The 20,171-nt window shown below is 65.2% G+C and carries 18 protein-coding genes; 7 read left to right on the top strand and 11 right to left on the bottom strand.

From position 1 onward, the window contains the following. Positions 1-4 precede the first annotated feature (4 nt). Together EOA79_RS10095 and EOA79_RS10090 are read right to left on the bottom strand one after the other, a co-directional pair. Positions 5-1,531, bottom strand: coding sequence for an ABC transporter substrate-binding protein (locus EOA79_RS10095; RefSeq protein ID WP_067324433.1), 1,527 nt, complete (start codon positions 1,529-1,531; stop codon positions 5-7). A 109-nt stretch (positions 1,532-1,640) separates the two neighbouring features. Beyond that, positions 1,641-3,215, bottom strand: coding sequence for an NAD(P)/FAD-dependent oxidoreductase (locus EOA79_RS10090; protein WP_067324435.1), 1,575 nt, complete (start codon positions 3,213-3,215; stop codon positions 1,641-1,643). A 118-nt stretch (positions 3,216-3,333) separates the two neighbouring features. On the opposite strand from EOA79_RS10090, the gene EOA79_RS10085 reads away from it, so the two are divergent. The 6 genes from EOA79_RS10085 (at position 3,334) to EOA79_RS10055 (ending at position 10,592) form a co-directional block, all read left to right on the top strand. Then, the gene (locus EOA79_RS10085) at positions 3,334-4,125 is read left to right on the top strand and encodes a cyclase family protein (RefSeq protein ID WP_095824263.1); all 792 of its coding nucleotides are present in this window, start codon (positions 3,334-3,336) and stop codon (positions 4,123-4,125) included. A gap of 288 nt (positions 4,126-4,413) precedes the next feature. Then, positions 4,414-5,985 (top strand): NAD(P)/FAD-dependent oxidoreductase, encoded by a 1,572-nt coding sequence (locus EOA79_RS10075; RefSeq protein ID WP_095824262.1) that lies wholly within the window; start codon positions 4,414-4,416, stop codon positions 5,983-5,985. Next, positions 5,985-6,467, top strand: a complete 483-nt coding sequence (locus EOA79_RS10070; RefSeq protein ID WP_067324441.1) for a MarR family transcriptional regulator — start codon at positions 5,985-5,987, stop codon at positions 6,465-6,467. The genes EOA79_RS10075 and EOA79_RS10070 overlap by 1 nt, the downstream gene beginning before the upstream one ends. A 49-nt stretch (positions 6,468-6,516) precedes the next feature. Then, entirely contained in the window at positions 6,517-8,670 is a 2,154-nt protein-coding gene (locus EOA79_RS10065) for an indolepyruvate ferredoxin oxidoreductase subunit alpha (RefSeq protein WP_095824261.1), read from the top strand. Next, a complete protein-coding gene (locus EOA79_RS10060; protein WP_095824260.1) occupies positions 8,663-10,243 on the top strand; it encodes an indolepyruvate oxidoreductase subunit beta family protein in 1,581 nt (526 codons plus the stop codon). Before EOA79_RS10065 ends, EOA79_RS10060 begins: the two co-directional genes overlap by 8 nt. 85 nt (positions 10,244-10,328) lie before the next feature. Further along, entirely contained in the window at positions 10,329-10,592 is a 264-nt protein-coding gene (locus EOA79_RS10055) for a hypothetical protein (protein ID WP_095824259.1), read from the top strand. Positions 10,593-10,941: 349 nt separating this feature from the next. On the opposite strand, the gene EOA79_RS10050 is transcribed toward EOA79_RS10055, so the two are convergent. The 9 genes from EOA79_RS10050 to EOA79_RS10010 all read right to left on the bottom strand — a co-directional run bounded on the left by EOA79_RS10050 (position 10,942) and on the right by EOA79_RS10010 (position 18,362). Then, a complete protein-coding gene (locus EOA79_RS10050; protein WP_127335661.1) occupies positions 10,942-12,180 on the bottom strand; it encodes a DUF1501 domain-containing protein in 1,239 nt (412 codons plus the stop codon). 16 nt (positions 12,181-12,196) lie between these two features. Then, complete coding sequence (locus EOA79_RS10045; protein ID WP_095824257.1) at positions 12,197-13,648, bottom strand: DUF1800 family protein; 1,452 nt, start codon at positions 13,646-13,648, stop codon at positions 12,197-12,199. 101 nt (positions 13,649-13,749) lie between these two features. Next, complete coding sequence (locus EOA79_RS10040) at positions 13,750-14,034, bottom strand: hypothetical protein (protein ID WP_067003691.1); 285 nt, start codon at positions 14,032-14,034, stop codon at positions 13,750-13,752. A gap of 109 nt (positions 14,035-14,143) precedes the next feature. After that, entirely contained in the window at positions 14,144-14,590 is a 447-nt protein-coding gene (locus EOA79_RS10035; RefSeq protein WP_095824256.1) for a periplasmic heavy metal sensor, read from the bottom strand. Further along, on the bottom strand, positions 14,587-15,036 hold the full coding sequence (locus tag EOA79_RS10030) for a hypothetical protein (protein ID WP_095824255.1): 450 nt from the start codon (positions 15,034-15,036) through the stop codon (positions 14,587-14,589). The genes EOA79_RS10035 and EOA79_RS10030 overlap by 4 nt, the downstream gene beginning before the upstream one ends. A 59-nt stretch (positions 15,037-15,095) precedes the next feature. Beyond that, on the bottom strand, positions 15,096-15,629 hold the full coding sequence (locus EOA79_RS10025; RefSeq protein WP_067324453.1) for an RNA polymerase sigma factor: 534 nt from the start codon (positions 15,627-15,629) through the stop codon (positions 15,096-15,098). A 45-nt stretch (positions 15,630-15,674) separates the two neighbouring features. Next, positions 15,675-16,100 (bottom strand): acid-shock protein, encoded by a 426-nt coding sequence (locus EOA79_RS10020; protein WP_127335718.1) that lies wholly within the window; start codon positions 16,098-16,100, stop codon positions 15,675-15,677. A gap of 155 nt (positions 16,101-16,255) precedes the next feature. Then, on the bottom strand, positions 16,256-16,444 hold the full coding sequence (locus EOA79_RS10015; protein WP_067324751.1) for a DUF2158 domain-containing protein: 189 nt from the start codon (positions 16,442-16,444) through the stop codon (positions 16,256-16,258). A gap of 172 nt (positions 16,445-16,616) precedes the next feature. Continuing rightward, complete coding sequence (locus EOA79_RS10010; protein ID WP_128292998.1) at positions 16,617-18,362, bottom strand: adenylate/guanylate cyclase domain-containing protein; 1,746 nt, start codon at positions 18,360-18,362, stop codon at positions 16,617-16,619. Between the two features lie 693 nt (positions 18,363-19,055). Between EOA79_RS10010 and EOA79_RS10005 the strand changes: the two genes are divergently transcribed. After that, positions 19,056-20,171 (top strand): integrase arm-type DNA-binding domain-containing protein (locus EOA79_RS10005; protein ID WP_128292996.1); only part of this gene is annotated, 1,116 nt, incomplete at its 3' end.

The following is a 20,171-nucleotide window of genomic DNA, read 5'->3' as shown; positions in this document are numbered from 1 at the left end:
GTCATCAGGCCGGGGTCATCAGCGCCGGCAGCAGCGCGCCCGATACATGCTGCACGACATTGACCTTCTTCGAGTGCACGATCGGCTGAGCATACTGCATCAGCGGCAGCACATAGGCCTGCTCGGCGATGTATTTGTCGACGGCCTTCCAGCCGGCGATGCGCTTGGCCTCGTCCTTCTCGCCCCACAGCGGATTGATCATGTCGATCAGGTCCTGGCTGTCCCACACCGAATGCGGGCTAGGTCCATACATGGCAAAGCCGGTCGAGGTGGTCGGATCGCCGATCGCATTCCCCCAGTTGTAGAAGGCGGCCGGCGCCAGCTTGTCGGCGGCCCGCAGCTCGTAATGCTTGGCGATCTCGTAGACCTCGATATTGGCCTCGATGCCGACCTTGCGCCACATGCCGACGATCGCCTGGATCATCTCATAATCCTTGGGCTTGAAGCCCTTGGTCGTTTGGATGGTGAACTTGACCGGCTTCTTGGGCGAATACCCTGAAGCGGCGAGCAGTTCCTTGGCCTTTTCCGGATTGTGCTCGACTTTGATCGACGCGTCGAAGGCCGTGTATTCCGGCGTCTCCAGCGTGGCGATCGGCTGGCCGTAGCCGCGCAGCAGCCGCTTGACCAAGAGCTCCTTGTCCACCGCCATCACAGCCGCCTGGCGGACGTTCTTGTCGAGCATCGCCTCGATGTCGTTGAAGAAGATCATGCCGATGTCGGAGACATTCTTGATCGAGCCGGCGAGTCCGTCCTTGGCGATCAGCCGGTCATATTCTTCATAGGGGATTTCGAGCGTCACCTGCGAGGAGCCGGACTCGACCTCGGCGACGCGGCTTGCCGCGTCGGTGACGAACTTGATCGTCACGTTCTCGAAGGCTGGCTTGGCACCCCAGTAATTCGGATTGGCCTTCAGCCGCAGGAAGGCGTTGCGCTCGAATTTGTCGACCATATAGGGCCCGGTGCCGATCGGCGCCTTCTCGAAGCCTTCCGCGCCTACCTTCTCGTAATAGGCCTTCGGCATGATGTAGCCGGTCAGGAAAGACATCCATTTGAAATAGACCGGATCGAACTGCACGACGTCGGCGGTGATCTTGTTGCCGTCGATCTTGAAGTTGTTGACGTTCTTCCAGACGAACTGGATCGGATTGCCGGTCTTCTCGTCGCCCGCCCGCTGCAGCGACCAGACAACGTCCTCGGCGGTGAAGGGCGAGCCGTCATGCCATTTCACGCCGTCGCGGACCGTCATCGTCACCTTGCTGCGATCGTCGTTCCAACCCCATTCGGTGAGCAGGCCGGGTGTGAAGGAAAGGTCCGGCTTCTGCGGGATGAACTGGTCGAACACCGACTGGTAGAGGCCTTGGATGGTCGGGTTCACCGCCGAAGGCCCGGTCGTCGGGTCCCAGGATGGCAGGTTCACGTTGTAGGCGATGGTGAGCTCGTCCGCCGCCTTGGCTGCCTTCGGCAGTCCGAGTGTCGCCGCGCCAAGCGCTGCTGCGCCAAACCCAAGCAAATCGCGTCTGTTGATGGTCATGGTCGTTCCCCTTGTTGGTTGTCGGTTTTTGACTTTCATTGTCGCGCGGCGTTGTTCATTCGCAAGGTCTGGTGGGCAACCGCGCCTTGTCCATCCTGGAATTCTGCTGCTAGTGCCCTCCCAGTTGTTGCGCCAGCATGAAGCCGGATCCGGCACCGGTGCCGGCGCCGGGCCATGTCGCGGCGCCGGTGAGGTAGAGGTTTGACACCGGCGTGTTCCAGCGCGCGAAGCCGCGCGCCGGACGGAAGAGAAAGTTCTGCGCCAAATGGTGGCTGCCGCAAATCTGGTCGCCGCCGACGAGGTTCGGATTCTCGCGCTCGAGGTCGAGCGGCGAGAAAATCGCGCGGCCGAGGATCTTCTGGCGCAAACCAGCCGCATAGCTCTCGATGATGTCGAGCACGCGCTCGGCATAGGCGTCCTTGACCGCGTCCCAGGAACCGGGCGCGATCTTGCCGGCGGCATCGCCAAGGATTTCCGCCGGCAGCATGCGCACCTGGACCCAGAGCACGTGCTTGCCTTCTGGCGCCCGCGAGGGATCGACGGCGGTCGGCTGTCCTACGACGAGCACCGGCTGATCGGGCAGCACGCCGGCAATCGCCTGCTGATAGGTGCGCGACATGGCATTGAGCGAAGGCGCCAGATGCACATAGGCGAAGTGGCGAAGCTCGGCGCCAGCGCTCCAGTCCGGCAGATCGTCCAGTGCCAGATGGATCATCATCGTGCCCGGCGCATGGCGGAACTTTTTCATCGCCGCGTCAAAGCCGGCATCGCCGGATCCGTTCGGCAACAGCTTGCCAGTCAGCGCCTTGGGCGCGACGCCGGCAATGACGGCCTTGCTGGCGACATGGAAATCGCCGGAGGCGAGCCGCACGCCGGTCGCGCGGCCGCCGGCGACGGTGATCTCCGCCACCTCCGCGCCGGCCATGATCTTGCCACCGGCCGCTTTGACCATGCCGACAAGCGCGCGGATGATGGTGTCGGCGCCGCCCTTGCCGAGCACCATGCCAAAACTCTGGTTGGCCATTGATTCCAGATAGGGGAACACGGCGCCGCCGGCGATGTCGGGCGCGAAGTCGAGATGCATGCCCCAGGCGGCGAGCGTGGCTTGCACATGCGGCGTCTCGAAATTGTCCTCGAGCCACGCGCGGGGTGAGGACAGCAAGAAGCGGCCGGTATCGAGCGCGCCGCCAATGCCTTTCTTGCGCCAAAGATTCCAGGCCGTGCCGGCGAGCGCCCGCGGGTTCATCGGCGATCCGAGCAGCCGGAACAGGTGCTCCGCCTCGCCCGGGAAGGCGCCGACCAGCCGACGCCATGTAGCGGCATCGGCCGCGGAGAAGGCGGCGAGCCGCGCCGCGGTCTTTTCGAGATCGTTGCTGACGCCGAACCAATTCCCATCCGGGAAGGCGCTGGCGAAACAATCGGTGACGGGCGCGAATTCCAGCCCGTGGCTTTTCAATTCATTTGCATATTTCCGGTGGAAGGCCGAGCCAGCGAACAGGCTCAGGTTCATCGCGCCGAAGTCGTGCCTGAAACCGGGAAGCGTGTATTCCGCGGTCCGGACCGCGCCGCCGATAGTTGTGTTGCGCTCGAAAACTGCGGTTTTCCAGCCTTTGAGCGACAGATGCGCGGCGCAGGCCAGACTGTTGTGGCCCGCCCCGACAAAGATGGCGTCGAACTCGCTCACGCCCTGCCCCAAAATGCTTTATGCTTAAAGATAATTGCAGATGCATATGTTTTCGTCTAGTAGGATATTAAGGGCCGCAACGAGCCTTGATGAGCACGAACAAGAGGGAACGAAGACAATGGACACGCAGAAACTCCTCGGCGAGGTCGCCGGCCAGCTGCTTTCGGGCGCCATCAAGGTGGTCGACCTGTCGGCGCCGCTCGGGCCCAACACGCCGCTAATCAAGCTGCCGCCGGAACTCGCCGTCGACACGCCGAAGGTCGAGATCCACCCCATTTCAAAGTATGACAAGAATGGTCCGTGGTGGGCCTGGAACTGGCTGAAGCTCGGCGAGCATTCGGGCACGCATTTCGACGCGCCGCAGCACTGGATCACCGGCAAGGACTATCCGGACGGCGCCACTGACACCATCCCGGCGCAGAATTTCGTCGGTCCGGTCAATGTCATCGACTGCTCAGTGGAAGCCGCCGCCGATCACGATTTCCTTCTCACCGTCGACCACATCAAGACGTGGGAGGCCAAGCATGGCACCGTCAATGCCGGCGAATGGGTGGTGATGCGCACCGACTGGTACAAGCGCAACGGTTCGGAAGCCGACTTCCTCAACGCCAACGAGACCGGCCCGCATACACCCGGACCGACAGCGGAAGCCATCCAGTTCCTGATCAGCAAGGACATCAAGGGCTGGGGCTCGGAGACGATCGGCACCGATGCCGGCAAGGCCGGCGGCATGGAGCCGCCTTTCCCGGCGCACACGCTGATGCACAAAGCCAATCGCTATGGGCTGGCCAGCCTCTGCAACCTCGACCAGCTGCCGCCGAAAGGCGCGATCCTGATCGCCGCCCCGCTCAAGATCGAGCACGGCACCGGCAGCCCGATCCGCGCCCTGGCGCTGGTGCCGGGCCAATAGGCGAGGTGGCGGTCTTCGGGAGAAGATCATGCTCGCGCGCAATGGAGTAGTGGAGAGGTGGGATCGGAGCGACGCTGACGCTCTACGGCGCCCCCCTCTGTCCTGCCGGACATCTCCCCCACAAGGGGGGAGATTGCACGTCACCTCCGCTTTCGCCAATCTCCGACGTCGTAGGATTGAGCAGGGCGCCGAAACTGCCAATCTCCCCCCAAGTGGGGGAGATGTCCGGCAGGACAGAGGGGGGCGCGAAGGAACTCGCCTCGTTCACTTCTCGATTGCGAGTGCGCAATGACCGCTGCCGATCACATCATCGTGGGCAGCGGCATCAACGCCCTGGTCTGCGCGGCGATGCTTGGCGCCAAGGGCGCCAAGGTGCTCGTGCTCGAACGCAACGACCGCATCGGCGGCTGCATGCGCACCGATGAGATCACGGCGCCCGGCTTCGTCCATGACGTGATGGCGACGACCTTCGTCCTGTTCATCACCTCGCCGGCCTATGCCGCGCTCGGCAAGGATCTTGCGCGGCACGGCCTGGAATTCTGTCACACGACCACACCCACCGGCGTGCTTCGGCCCGATGGCAGCCATGCCGTGCTCACCACCGACCGGGCCGCCAATATCGCGGCGCTGAACGCATTTGCCTCCGGCGATGGCGACCGTCATGGAGGCGATGTCGGCGACATCGAACGCAATGCCGGACTGCTCTTCGGCCTGCTCGGTGGCACGCTCTGGTCCTATCCAACGACGAAGCTCATGGCCGGCGAGGCGTGGCGGCGCGGACCGCGCCAGCTTGCCGCCGTCCTGGGCGAGGCGCTGGTGCCGGCGCGGGGCTGGCTGGAGACCGCGTACAAGTCCGACACCGTCCGCGCGCTCTGGGCGCCCTGGGTGCTGCATGCCGGGCTTGGGCCGGAAGACGCCTTCTCCGGCCAGATCGCCAAGGTCATCGCCTTCGCGCTGGAGGCGGCCGGCGCACCGATCGTCAAGGGCGGGGCGAAGACCCTGCTCGCCGCCTTCGAGGCATTGATCAAGGAGCGCGGCGGCGAAGTCCGCGTCAACGCCGACGTCGCCTCGATCGTCCAGGCCGGCGGCCGTGCCACCGGCGTCCGGCTCGCCTCCGGCGAGACGCTGACGGCGGCAAAGGGCATCATCTGCTCGCTCACGCCGACGCAGCTCTATGGCCGTCTGCTCGGCAACGATTCGCCCGACGCAGCAACCAAGGCCACGCAGTCCTACCGCTACGGCAAGGGCAACTTCCAGCTCCACTACGCGCTGAACAAGCCGCCGGCCTGGCGCGGCGAGGGCCTCGACAAGGTGGCGCTGCTGCATCTGACGCCGGGACTCGATGGTGTGTCGAAAGCCTGCAACGAAGCGGTGCGCGGCCTGTTGCCGGAAGTGCCGACGATCTGCGTCGGCCAGCCCCACGCGCTCGATCCGTCGCGCTGTCCGCCGGGCAAGGCAATCCTGTGGCTGCAGCTTCCGGAAGCGCCGCGCCACATCAAGGGCGATGCCGCCGGCAAGCTCGAGGCCCCAGCCGATGGCCGCTGGAGCGAGGCGCTGCGCGAGGCCTACGCCGACCGCGTCGAGGCGATCCTCGCTCATCACATCGATGGTTTTCGCGACACCATCATCGCGCGCCGCGCCTATTCGCCTGCCGATCTGGAAGCGATGAACATCAATCTGATCGGCGGCGATCCCTATGGCGGCTCGTCCACCATCGACCAGTCCTTCTTGTGGCGGCCGTTCAAGGCCAGCCGCAATCACGAGACCGGCATTAAGGGCCTCTACCATATCGGCGCGTCGACGCACCCGGGCGCGGGGCTCGGCGGCGGCTCCGGCTTCCTGCTGGCGGAGAGGCTCTGATGGAACAGAAGCTTCCGGAAAAGCGCCAGCGCATCTCGACCCTCGGCCAGATCGGCCTGCAGCAATTCGCGCCCTATTTGATGAACCGCATCATGGGCCGCTACAACGCCACCCTGCGAGAAGACTTTCGCAAGCAGGGCCTGACCATTCCGCAGGTGCGCACGTTGGCCGTGCTCTCGGTCACCGACGGCATCACCGTCAACGACCTCTCGGTCTATACGGTGATCGAGCAATCGACCTTGAGTCGCACGCTCGACGCGCTGGAAGGCCAGGGCCTCGTGCGGCGCGAGCAGGGCGTCGCCGACAGCCGCTTCCGCCATGTGTTCCTGACCGATGACGGCCGGGCGCTTTTCACCCGCGCCTGGCCGGCCATGCATGATGCCTTCGAAGCGATGTTCGACGGCGTCGACGATGCCGAATATGCCGCGCTGATCGCAATCCTGCAGAAGATGCTGAAGAACATCCGCAAGCACGACATTTGAGTTTGACGTACGCGCCGCCGTCCAACGGCGGTAACGGAAGGAGTCAGAGATGGCCGAACGGTCTTTTGCCAAGGAAGTCGAAAAGCTGAGGCTTGGCGCCGGCCAGGAATTCGCGGGCGAGGGCATCCTCGCCATCACCAAGGCGCTGCTGCAATGCGGCGTCGGCTATGTCGGCGGCTACCAGGGCGCGCCGATCAGCCATCTGATGGATGTGCTCGCCGACGCGCAGGACATTCTGGGCGAGCTCGGGGTGCACTTCGAGGCGAGCGCCTCGGAAGCAACCGCCACCGCCATGCTGGCCGCATCCGTGCACTACCCGATCCGCGGTGCCGCCACCTTCAAGTCGACAGTGGGCACCAATGTCGCCTCGGACGCTTTGGCGAACCTCGCCTCGGGCGGCGTCACCGGCGGCGCGCTGATCATCGTCGGCGAGGACTATGGCGAGGGCTCCTCCATCATGCAGGAGCGCAGCCACGCCTTCGCGATGAAGAGCCAGGTCTGGCTGCTCGATCCGCGCCCGAACCTGCCCTCGATCGTCAAGGCGGTCGAGGATGGCTTCGAGCTGTCGGAGGCCTCCAACACGCCGGTCATGCTGCAGGTGCGCATCCGCGGCTGCCACGTCCATGGCCACTTCATCGCCAAGGACAACAAGCGGCCGCCTATGTCGGTTGCCGATGCGCTGTCGGCCCCGCGTCGCGACACCGGCCGCATCGTGCTGCCGCCTGCCTCCTTCCTGCACGAGAAGGAGAAGGTCGCCAAGCGCTGGCCGGCGGCCGTCGATTTCATCAAGAGCCGCAAGATCAACGAGGTCTTTGGGCCGGACAATGGCTCGATCGGCATCGTCATGCAGGGCGGCATGTACAATTCGGTCGTCCGCGCGCTGCAGCGGCTCGGCCTTGCCGACACCTATGGCGACACCGACGTGCCGCTTTATGTGCTGAACGCCGTCTATCCGCTCGTCGATGACGAGTTCCTTTCCTTCTGCGAGGGCAAACAGGCGGTGCTGGTCGTCGAAGAAGGCCAGCCCAACTATATCGAGCAGGCCTTTGCCGCGATGCTGCACAAGGCCGGGCGCGGCACCAAGCTGGTCGGCAAGGAGCATCTGCCAATGGCTGGCGAATATACCGGGCAGGTGATGCTGGACGGCATTGGCTCCTTCCTGCGCGCCTATGCTCCGCATCTGCTGCCCGGCGAGGTTCGTGCGCCGAACAAGCTGGGCGAGGGCGTCGACACGGCCGATCTCATCAATGTCGTTCCCGGCCGCCCGCCGGGCTTCTGCATCGGCTGTCCGGAGCGGCCGATCTTCGCTGCGACCAAGCTGGTCGAGCAGGAGCTTGGCAAGCACCACATTGCTTCCGACATCGGCTGCCACCTGTTCTCGATCATGCCGCCCTTCGAGCTCGGCGCCACCACCATGGGCTACGGCCTCGGGCCGGCCTCGGCTTCCGCCTTCAATTCGCCGGAAGCGAAACGCCGGTCGATCTCCTTCGTCGGCGACGGCGGCTTCTGGCATAACGGTCTCACCTCCTCGATCGGCAACGCCGTCTTCAACAAGAATGACGGCGTCATCGTCATCGTCGACAATTTTTACTCGGCCGCCACCGGCGGCCAGGACATCCTGTCCTCGCGCGCCTCGAACCGCACCAAGTCCACAAAACATCCGATCACCGAAGCGGTGAAAGGCATGGGCGTCAAATGGCTGCGCCACATCGACCGCACCTATGACGTCGGCAAGATGCGCGACACGCTGCGCGAGGCGCTAACCACCGAGGAGAAGGGGCCGAAGGTCATCGTCGCCTCGTCCGAATGCATGCTGAACCGCCAGCGCCGCGAGAGGCCGCTGGTCGACAAGGCGGTCAAGGGCGGCGAGCGGGTCGTCAAGCCGAAATTCGGCGTCGACGAGGACGTCTGCACCGGCGACCACGCCTGCATGCGGCTCTCCGGCTGCCCGTCGCTCTCGGTGAAGTCGCTCGACGATCCGCTGCGCGACGATCCGGTCGCCTCGATCGACCAGAACTGTGTCGGCTGCGGCAATTGCGGCGAGGTGGCGGATGCGGCCGTGCTCTGCCCCTCCTTCTACCGCGCCGATGTCGTGCACAATCCGAGCCGCTGGGACCGTTTCCTGGAAAGCGCTCGCCGCGCAGTGATCGGCCGGTTGCAGCGCCGCCGCGAGAGTCGCCGTTTGATGTTCGCCGATGCTTGAGCAGGTTTCACCGCTGAACCCGAAGCCGGGCGCCTCTGATCACGAGCGGGTGATAAAACTCGCCGTGCTTGCCGTCGGCGGCCAGGGCGGCGGCGTGCTCGCCGATTGGATCACCGATGTCGCCGAGCGCAGCGGCTACATTGCGCAATCGACGTCGGTGGCGGGAGTCGCCCAGCGCACGGGGGCCACGATCTATTACATCGAGATGGCCCGCGACACCGGCCGGTTGCCGGTCTTCGCGCTGTCGCCATCGCAGGGCGACGTCGACATCTTGATCGCCGCCGAGCTGATGGAAGCCGGCCGCGCCATCATCCGCGGTTTCGTCACGCCCGAGCGCACGACGCTGATCGCCTCCTCGCATCGCATCGCCGCCGTCTCGGAAAAGATCGAGCCGGGCGACGGCCGCGCCTCGTCGGAAAAGGTGTATGCGACGGCCGAGGCGGCCGCCAAGCGCTTCATCGCCTTCGACATGGAAAAGATCGCCGCCGAGCACGGCACGATGATCTCGGCCAGCCTGCTCGGTGCGCTGGCCGGTTCCGACGCGCTGCCCTTCGCGCGCGAAAACTACGAGCAGGCGATCGGCGCCGGTGACCGTGGCGTGAAGGCCAGCCTTGGCGCCTTCGGCGCCGCCTATGACCGGGCGCGCAGCATCGCGGTCGCGACAGCCGGGGATAACGCAACCGGGAAGCCTGCCGCTCCCGACACACCAACGGCGAAGGTCAGCGGTCCCGAAACCTTGCTGAAGGGCTGGCAGGAGCTCGCCGCCCGTGTCGCGGCGCTCCCGGAGCCTGTGCGCGACATGGCTGAACGCGGCCTGAAGAAGGTCGTCGATTACCAGGACGCCGCCTATGGCGGCGAATATCTCGACCGGCTGGACAAGGCGATCGCGCTGGACAATGCGGAGCGTGGCCATGCGCTGTCGGTCGCGGCCGCGAAACATCTGGCCAACGCCATGTGCTACGACGACATGATCCGCGTCGCCGACCTCAAGACGCGTTCGACCCGCGACAGGCGCGTGCGCAAGGAAGTCGGTGTCAGGGAAGGCTTGGTCCTGCAGGTCACCGAATATTTCCATCCGCGCATCGAGGAATTTTGCGGCACGCTGCCGCTAGCAATCGGCAGTTACATCGAGAACCGCCCGAAGCTCGCCGCCTTCCTTGACCGCCGCATCAACCGCGGCCGCCATATCCGCACCGACAGTTTCACCGGCTTCGCCATGCTCTGGTTCATCGGCGGCCTGCACCGCTGGCGGCGCCGCCTGCTGCGCCACAAGGTCGAGGTCGAGCATCTGGAGCGCTGGTACGAACTGGCGCTTGCCCATGCGCGCGAAAACTATGCGCTTGGGCTGGAGATCCTGAATTGCCGCCGCTTGATCAAGGGCTACAGCGACACCCACGCCCGTGCCCAGTCGAAATTCGACCGCGTGCTCTCGGCCCTCCCGATGCTCAAGGGCCGCGAAGACGCCGCCGACTGGATCCGCCGCCTGCGCGAAGCGGCGCTGAAGGACGAAAAGGGCGACATGCTCGACGGCGCGCTGAAGACCGTGGCGACGCTCAACGACGCGGCCCGATAACGAGGATGTGATCCATCCCATCCGACGGATTTCGACCTTGCCGTCCGTTTCACGGCGGTAGGGATGAATCACGGAGACGAACTTTATGCTCACCAAATATTTTCTACCGTTCGCATTGGCCGCCGGCACTTTGATGCTCTCCGCCGGCGCGCAGGCCATGCCGATGGCAAAGCCCAGCGCTGCGCCGCTGCCAGTCGAGACGGTCGGCTGGCGCTGCGGTCCTGGTTGGCACGTGAATCACTGGGGCAGATGCGTGCCGAACGGTCGCCGGTTCATCCGGCCCGTGCGCCACTGGCATCCGGGCTTCCGGTATCACCACCGCTGGCATCGCGGCTATTGGAGCTGGTGATTGCTCTCGGATCGCCATCGACGCCCGCGCTGGCAACGGCGCGGGCTTTTTCGACTTACACGAGGCAGTCATGTCGGTGGGCTTCCCGAAAGCGGTCCTAATTTGCTGAAGTCCCTCGGCTTCGTCATCCACGGGCGGAGCGGGAGCGAAGCGGACGCGGAGACCCGAGGATCCATGCCGTTACCTTTAATCGTAGAATCCAGCGGAGCAGAATTCTGCCTCGCAGCGACGCCTCAACTTCGCAGAATGGATGCTAGGATCTGCATGCGTCGCTTCGCTTCCTTGCTCCGCCCGACAATGACGAATGACAGCAGACGCCGCACCTGTCACCGATGGGAAAAGTCGAGGCTCACGCCACCAAATCCCGCATCGGCTTCACCTCTCCTGAGTCCGGAAACACCTTGTCGCCGAGCACGGCGGCGGAGAGCCCGAACTGCTCGGCAAGCAACCCCTTCAACACCGCGCGCACATCGCTGGTCGGCGCGAGGTCGCGGCCTTGGTAGAGCTGAGCCGGCTTCAGCCCCGGCCAGTCGGCGATGACGCGGCCACCTTTGATCGCGCCGCCGGCGAGCAGCACTACCGTGCCGGTGCCGTGGTCCGTGCCGACGGTGCCGTTGACGCGGGCGGTGCGGCCGAATTCGGTGATGGCGACGATCGCGGTGTCCTTCCAGCGCTCGCCGAGCCCTTTCTCGAATTCCTCGAAGGCGCCATCGAGGCCGCCGAGCAGCTTGGCGAGCCGCCCGGTGGCGCCGCCCTCGTTGACATGCGTGTCCCAGCCGTCGAAGGCCAGCGCCGCAATGCGCGGCCCGTCGTCGGCGGCCATCAGTTTCGCCGCGCCTTGCGCGGACTGGCGCATGCAGGCGGCGTTGGCGAGGCCGCCGTAGGGTTTCATCGTGCTGCCATCGAGCTGGTCGCTCATCGCCATGCGGTCGGCGTCGAGGCCCTTCTGCAGCACCGCTGCCAGCACCGGGTCGCGATGGTTGTAGAGGTCGAGCACACGCTCCGCCAGCGCATCGCTGGGCGTCGGCAGCGCCTGCGGTGCCCAGCCGAGCACGGGTGCTGCGCCACGGATCACCAGCGGCATCGATGGGCCGACCGCCAGCCCGCCGAGCTTGGCCACTCTTTCACCTGCCGGGAGGCTGGCTATCGCCCGATTCAGCCAACCGGTTGTGGCGTTGCCAGGGCCCGGCAGGCCGCTCTCCAGCACATCCTGGCCGTCGAAATGCGAGCGGTCGCGGTAGCCGGTCGCGGCCGCGTGCACCGCGGCCGCCTGACCTGCCTTGAACAGCCGCGCGAACACCGGCATCGCGGGATTGATCGCGAAGAAGCTGTCGAGCGGCAGCGCCGCATTGGCGCCGGAGAGCGACAGCGCGATGTCGCCATGCAGGCCGGCATAGTCGGGGTCACCGAGCGGGCCGATCGTCGACAGCCCATCCAGCGCGCCGCGCAATATGATGACGATCAGGCGCGGATCGCGATGGTCGGCGGCGCGGGCGAAGCGTGGCAGACAGGCCCAGGCAAACAGCGCGCCGCCTGTCGTCAGCACGGCGCGCCGAGATGGATTCGGCGTTTCACAAAGAAGACTCATGCCGCTTCTCCATTGTTCACCGGCGTTGGAATTCCGGCGCCATCAGCAGCAGCGCCAGGCCTTGCTGTTTGGACTCGGCGCGCGCGATCGCTTGGCGCGTCTCGGCCGAGGCGGAGGCGCCGATTACGGCGGAAAGCATGTCATCGGGATTGCCGATGTCGCTGGCCTGACGAGCCGCTTGCCAGGCGATGTCGAGGCGCGTCTTGAGGCCTTCGGCGGACGCCCAGCTATCCGTCCGGTCGGAAAAGCCGTTCGGCCCGGGCGGTTGCCAGAGCGGCTCGCCCAGCGCCCTTAGCCAGCGCAGCGTTCGTTGCGGCTCTTTCCCGGTGGTGGAGCCAATCGCCCGCCGGACCGCTACGGCATAGTCCAACGGCGAGCGCAATTTTGTCAGGGGCAGCGACCAGGCTTCAGGCAGATCGACCAGTGCAAGCGCGAGCGCGCGCAGGTCGCCGTCCGTCTTGGTGAAGATCTCGGCAAGGCGGTCGACTACAGCCGCCGGCGGATCGTCGGCAATGAAATGGCGGGCAAGCTTGGTAGCGATGTGGCGCGCGGTCGCCGGCTGGCGGGCGATGTCGTTGAGCGCGGCCTCGGCCTGGCCCATGCCGCCGGCCGGGTAGGTCTTGCCGAGCAGCACCGCCTCGCCAGGCTGATGCGCATTGGCGTCGAACACAAATGTGCCGGGCTCGCCCAGGCGGCCCTTCCGTCCGGCCATCGTCCAGCCGGTGAGCGCTCCCGCGAAACTCGTGACATCCGCCTGGCTATAGCCGCCGTCGACGCCCAGTGTGTGCAATTCCAGGATCTCGCGGGCGAGGTTCTCGTTGAGGCCGCGGCCGCGCCTTTTTCCGGCGCGCGAATCCGGTCCGGTCGATTGTCGGTTGTCGAGGTAGAACAGCATCGCCGGGTGATGCTCGACGGCCAGCAGCATGTCGGCGAAGCGGCCGAGCACGAAGGAGCGGACAGCCTCGCGCTCGAAAGCGCCGGCGCAGGCCCGCACGAGTTGGCCCTTGGCGGTCGAGACGCAGAAATGGTTCGACCAGAAACCGACCAGTCTTTCGACCAAGCCCGGTGCGGCACCGAGCGCCTTGTCGAAACGGGCTTGCGCTTCATCCCGATAGATATCGGCCTCGACCGGCGGCACGCCTGACTTGCGTTTTGCCTCGGCTGAGCCGTCCGAAGTGTCTGCCGCAGGCTGCATGGCGGGCGCTGGCTTCTCCCGCGCTGCCTCGCGCTCCGCGGCGGCAGCCATGCTGGCCTGGATCGCGGCGGTGCTGTCCAACAAGCCGGCATTTTTTGAATCGTCGGCCGAGACAAGCGCGACATCCAACAGCTCGAGCTCGGCCTTCAGATAACCGCGCGCATCGGCCGCAATCTTGCCGAGATCGTCACCAGGTTTCGCGCCAAGCCCGAAGCGGTTGAGCGCGACCAAGGCTGGATCGGGCGGAACGGCATTTGGAACGGATAGAGCCAACACAGCCTCCGTCGGGGACCGACGCAGGTCGCGTCGGCGGCAATATCCACGGTCGAAAGGCCTTATGACGCCGGAGTCGGCATGATGAGGCCGGCAGGGGCTTACCAGCGGCGCCAGTAACGATCGCCGTGCCACGGACGCCAGGCCGGGCCGATATAGACGCTTGGGCCACCCCAGTAGTAATAGCCCGGATAGATCACGCGGCGGTTGGGCACGCAGCGACCCCACCGGTTGGGGTGCCAGCCGGGGCCGCAGCCCCAGGCCACATGCTCGACAATCGCAGGCGCCGCAGGCGCCGCAAGCGGCATTGCCGAGGCTGCACTTGCCGCGGCAGTCCCGCCGATGGCAAGCGCAGCCGCAACAGAATATTTCGTCAGACCATTCATGGGATACTCCGAAGTTTCTCGAGGTTGAACCGGCCACGTCGCGTTCGCGTGGCGGCAGGCGTGTCCCTCTTTTTCTTTGAACGGAGACGGCCGGCGCTTTCCGTCGCTCTTATGGCGTATTTTTTGCCGGGGTCGGCCGCTGCCTGCCGACATGACGCAATAGGGCGTCGGCCAGCAGCTTACGGTCATCTAGCGGGCTCGACGCGGCGAATTCGACGATGCGCTGTTCCAGCCGGCTGCGGATGGTGGCGTCGGCATTGCGCGCCCGCTCCAGGGCTGCGGCCAGAGCGTTGGCGTCGAGCGTCGGCTGCTGCAAGAGGTTGGCCGCCTCACGCCGCGCCTGCTGTCCGTCGAGGATGACTGCGCGCGACTCGCGCCGAACCTCGCGCAACGCCTGGCGGAATACCTTGCGGTCGCTGGCGGGAAGCTGACCGCCGGCCGATTCCAGCGAATAGCCGCCTCCGGAACGGCCGATCAGCCAGCCTGCACCGCCGGCGACGGCGCCGATCAGGAAGACGTTCAGCACCAGCGATGCCGCGAAAAGACGAGCGCTCATAGGTCCTCCGTGTCGGCGTCGGGACCGGCATCGCCGAACGACGTTGCGTTGGCATCCATCACATAATGGTCGGACGTGGCATCTGGCGTGACAACGGTGACCAGCGCCAGCCCGACCACGGCGCCGGCAAGGCCGACGCCGGCAAGTCCAAAGCCCAGCCACCAAAACCGGCGGCGCCGCCCCTGGCTGAGCTGCGTGGTGGCCCGTGCGACAATCTCGCCATGCAGCGTCCGGCTTGGGGCCTCGACGTGATGACGGTCGAGAATGGCATCGAGCCTGCCGGCGGTCGCTAAGATGGCGCGACCCTCCTCGCTCTCCGCAAACAGCGTGGCGGCAGCCTGGTCGGCCCGCGGCCAGCGATGCAGGGCGCTGCCATAGGCGTCCGCAAGTGCAGCGAAGCGTTGGGCACTCATCGGCCCGTCAGCGGCCTTTCTTTCGTCAGCCATCTCGTTTCCCCTTCCACGGGTTTGACGTGGCCACCCAAGTCCCAACCGCCGCCAGCTGCTCAGTCATCGCCATCTCCGATGAGCATGGCTTGCAGCGAGCGTCGACCCCGCGCGAGCAGGCTTTCCAGCGCATCGACGCTGACCTGCATGGCGCCGGCGGCCTCGATGTTGGACATCTCCTGATAATAGACGAGCACGATCGCCTCGCGCTGGCGCGGCGCGATGCGCAGCAGCGCCTGCTGGACGCGCCGGCCTTCGTCTCCGGCGTCGGGAAGCGGTGCCTCATCCGCCGCCTCCGGCAGTTCGTCCGTCACCCATTCGCGGCGCCGCCGCAGCCGGTCGTAGCAGAGGTTGAGCGCCACCCGGTGGACCCAGGTGTCGAAACGCGCATGACCCTGGCGCCAGCCCGAGGCATGACGCCAGATGCGCACGAAGGTCTCCTGGGCGACGTCCTCGGCCTCGGCGGCATCGCCGAGCATGCGGGTGGCGAGCGAAAGCAGGCGCGGCAGCTTGCGCGCCACCATCGCCTGCACGGCGGCTTGATCGCCGGCACCGATGCGCCGTACCAGTTCCTCGTCCGGATCGGCGCCCATCAATCGGGGCGCTCCCAATGGCCATCGTGCTGCATAACCTCTCGGTCATTGCTCCTGATTGGGAGCGGTTTTGTGGCCCGGCCGTTCCTCGGCGCTCATAACGCCGTCGCCGTTCTTGTCGAGCCTGGCGAAGCGCTTGGCCAAGAAGGCGTCGAGCTCGGATTTGTCGACGAAGCCGTCCTTGTTGGCGTCCATGCGCGCGAAGGATTTGGCAGGATCGGCCTTGGCCTTGCGCTGGGTCTGGAACGCCGTCCACTCGGCGAGGCTGACCTTGCCGTCGCCGTCGGTGTCGGCCCGCATGAAAGCCTTTTCCCGGCGCGCCTCGAACTTTTCCAGGGTGATGCCCGGCCTGGCGGAGGCGGATGCGATTGGCGCCGGCTGCGCCGGCGCGGTGGCAGGCGTCGCTGTCTGGGCGGCCGCGGCGGCGGCCTGCAGGCCAAGGGCAACGACAAATATCGAACGGCGGATCATGCTCTCGTCTCCGGTTGCGCATCGCCATTGGCGGCCACGCTTCAGCCGTTAAACGCGGCAACAGGGAAAATCCGTCGGTCGTTTCTGACGAGACAATTAGCAAGAGTCCGGCAAGAAGCCGGGCCGGAGCCGATCGGGAACGAGGGTGAGCGAAACTATTTCCGTTCGTCGACCACCATCAGCTGATCCGGCTTGAAGCCGGCATGTTGCGGGGTCCAGACGTCGCCGTCACGGTTGAACCAGTGGCACAGATACGTGCCCGAGGCAGCGCCATCACTCACCGTCATCTCCGGGCCTCCGGATTTTAGCCTGACGATGTCACCGGTCTTGAAAGTGTTGGGCATTTTGGCCTCCTTGCTAGAGACCGGGAGTTTCCCACCAACAGCGATTCTCGACAATGCCCGAGATTCGCTGCAAAGCCCGGAAGAGCGTGCGTTCCGCCTTCAGCCTCTGGGTAAAGGAGGTCGCCTGGCCGGACGCGGCGCGCAGGAGAGGGCATCGTTGCAGCCGCGGCGATCACTCCGGCACGCCGGCGATGCCCAGCGCCTCGACGTAGCGCTCGGCGAACACCTTGTCCAGCCACGGGTTGATCTGTCTCTGCAGGGTGAGCGTGAAGGTCGGGAACGCCTCCATCAGGCGGCGCGCCGCGGCCTGCGCCTCGTCCCGCCGGTTGAGCTTGACCAGCGCCATGATCACCACGCGGTGCGATGAGCCGTAGTTCGGCATCTCGTGCAGCGCGCGTTCTCCCCATGCCAGCGCTTCCTCGTAGCGCTCGAGCATCAGATAGCTCATCCCGATGCCGGAGAGCGCGATGCCTTTCTCGGGGTCGACCGGACTCAGCCGCATCGCCCTGTGAAAGTGCTCGATCGCCACGAGCGGGCGGCTGGAATGCGCGTTCACCCAGCCGCTGCCGGTATGGCCCTGCGCCGAATTGGGGTTGAGCAGCAGGGATCGTTCGATCGTGCCCAGCGCCATCTCGTATTCCTTCGCGCTGTAGGCGATCACCTGCGCCGCGAAGCGCAGGCTCGTGGGGTCGTCGCGCGCTTCCGCCAGCACCTCGCGCGCCATGCGCGCGGCGACTCGCACATCGTCGGGCTCGTGCCAGCACTGGCTCACGGATAGGCTGCGGATATAGGCGCCGAGTGCCTTCGCCAAGGTGAAGCCAGGGTCGATGCTGAGCGCCTCGTTGGTGAGCCGGCGCACATCGGCAAAGCCTTCGCGCGTCATGCTGTAGAAGCGCGGCAGTGCGCGAAGGTAGAGGTCGTAGGCGCTGATGTAGTCGGTCGGCTTCATGCGCGCCTGCTTGATCTCCTCCAGCCGGATGCTCGGCTCGACAGCACCGACGACGCTCTCGGTCACCTTGTCCTGCAGGTCGAAGATGTCGCTCACGTCGCCTTCGAAGCGGCCGGTCCAGACATGGTGACCGCTGATCGCGTCGACCAACTGCCCGCTGATGCGCACGCGCGATCCCGCTCTGCGGATGCTGCCTTCGAGCACGTAGCGGACGCCCAGCTCGCGCCCGACCTGGCGCAGGTCGACCGCCCGGCCCTTATAGGTGAAGGACGAGTTGCGGGCGATCACGAAGAAGGAGTTCACCCGGCTCAATCCCGTGATGATGTCCTCGACCAGCCCATCGGCGAAGTATTCCTGGTCAGGGTCGCCGCTCATATTGGTGAAAGGCAGAACCGCGATCGAGGGCTTCTCGGGCAGGGGAGGCGGTGCAGCCACCGAGGCGCTGGCGTCGGTCTCGACGCGGTAGGCGCGCACGGGCCGCTCGATGTTCTTGAGGCGCAGATTGCCGAGCGGCGTGAAGCCGCAGTCGAGCTTGCCCTGGAGGTGGTCGTAGGCGGTGCCCGAGACGACCACGGTCCCGGGATCGGCGGCGCTTTCGAGGCGGGCGGCGGTGTTGACCCCGTCGCCGTAGAGGTCGCCGTCCTCCTCGCAGACCACGTCGCCGAGATTGACGCCGATGCGCAAGCGAATCCGCTCTTCCTCCGGCGTCTCCGCCTCGTGTTCCGCCACAGCCTGCTGGATCGCCACCGCCGATGTCACCGCATTGACGACGCTCGCGAATTCGCAGAGCATGCCGTCGCCGGTGAGCTTGACGATGCGTCCCTGGTTCTCGGATACCAGCGGCTCGAGGAGGTCCTTGCGGTAGGCCTTCAGCCGCTCGAGCGTGCCGCGTTCGTCGCGCTCCGTCAGGCGCGAATAGCCAACCACGTCGCAAGCCAGGATCGCTGCGAGGTGGCGCTGCGTGCTCATTACACGGCTCAGCCAGGCGCCTGCACGCGGGCCGTCCCGCGTCCATGTCCTGCCGGCTTCCATGCGCCTCACCTGCACGCTATCCATCTTTCCCAATCTCCGCCCGTCGCTGGAACGGAGAGCAACTTGACCTTGCCCTCACGAGATTCCGCTATCCAGCTTGCGAAGCGTGGAGCGTTCAGTCGCGCTACAGTCAACCAACGACCCGCCCACGCAGCCTCTGGGGACGCTGACGCCACTTCCAGAAGGCCGGGGATGTTGGCTGGCTTGTGTAACCGGTTGACGCCACCGTGCCGGCGCTTTTGTATCGGCATCACACCGAACAGTCACGCTTGGAGGTGCTGAGGTCGGCAAGCGGCGAAATGCTGCCGTACGACGCCGCAGCGTTTCGGCTTAGGGCGATCTTGGGTGGGTTTATGGGCGAACCCAAATCCACCCGACAGGTATGGTATTGGAATTACACGCTTTTAGGAAACTGGTGCGCTTGCGTGACTCGAACACGCGACCCCATCATTACGAATGATGCGTTGAGATATCATTGTTAATAATTTGACATAATCGATTTCGGCATAACTAGCTGATTTAAAGGTGGTTTTGACGAATTTTGGTTTCAAATAGATCGATATGCATACTTGTGCATAACCAGTGATATTGTTACCTATTGTTACCTTTTTGACCTTGGAGTAGCGGACCATGCCGAAAATCAAGTTCGCCGACGCGACCATTCGCGCCCTCAAGCCGCCGACCTCTGGCCAAGTCGACTATTTCGACACGCTGTTGCCGTCCTTCGGTGTCCGCGTCACCGCCAAAGGCCGGAAGACGTTCTTCGTTTTCGACCGCGTGGGCGGCAAGCTTAAGCGCATGACCCTTGGTCGTTATGGCCCTTCACCCATGCTTGGGCTGGCTGAGGCCCGTGAAAAGGCTAGAGAATGGAAGACAACTGCCGAACGCGGGGCCGATCCCGTCGTTGAAGCGAAGCGGCAGGAGGCAACGGCTGCGGCCAGCACGTTCGCCAAGGCCGTGGAGAAGTTCCTAGCTGATCGGAAGGCGCATATCAGCGCAAACACATACCGCGACTACAGCACGTTCCTCGTCGGCCCTGCCGTGGCCGATTGGAGGGGACGGCAGCTCGCCTCGATCAGCCGCGCCGACGTGACGGTGGTCCTCGACAACCTCGACGCTCAAGAGCACTTCGCCGCTAGCAACAAGGCAGTCGCCTATCTTCGCGTGTTCTTCAACTGGTGTGCTGATCCTGATCGCGGCAACCTAATTGACCGCGCGCCAACTGACCGGTTGCGCATGCGCCACGACAACACGAAACGCGACCGCGCTCTGACCGACGAGGAATTGGCCGTCGTGGCGGCTGTGCTCCGCGATGACGACGGTACACTCCGCGTAATGTATGGCCTCAACGACGCGCCGCCCTTGGCCGATCTATGGCGTGATTTCTTCCTGGTGCTCGCTCTCACCGGTCAGCGGCGGAACGAAGTCGCCGGCATGATGTGGAGTGAGCTTCGCGAGTTGGATGGTAAGGAACCGATTTGGGACTTGCCGGGCAGCCGCACCAAGAACGGCCTGCCGCATCTAGTGCCGCTGTCACCGGCTGTCGTCACGATTCTGCAAAGGCGTAAGATGCAAGCCGACGCCGTCCGTGAGATACCGGACGCATCGGCGAAGCGGAACGGCGGTAAAGTGGAACGTCTGCCATTTGTCTTTTCGGGCAGCGGCGGCGAGGAGCCGGTGTCTGGTTTCAGCAAGGCCAAGGGGCATCTCGACGCCCGCGTGTCGGCGCTCTGCACGGCTCTTGGG

This window comes from Mesorhizobium sp. M1A.F.Ca.IN.020.03.2.1 (assembly GCF_004023205.1).
Taxonomy (GTDB): domain Bacteria; phylum Pseudomonadota; class Alphaproteobacteria; order Rhizobiales; family Rhizobiaceae; genus Mesorhizobium.
The sequence above is the reverse complement of the archived record's forward strand: the minus strand, read 5'-3'. Positions and strand labels throughout refer to the sequence as shown.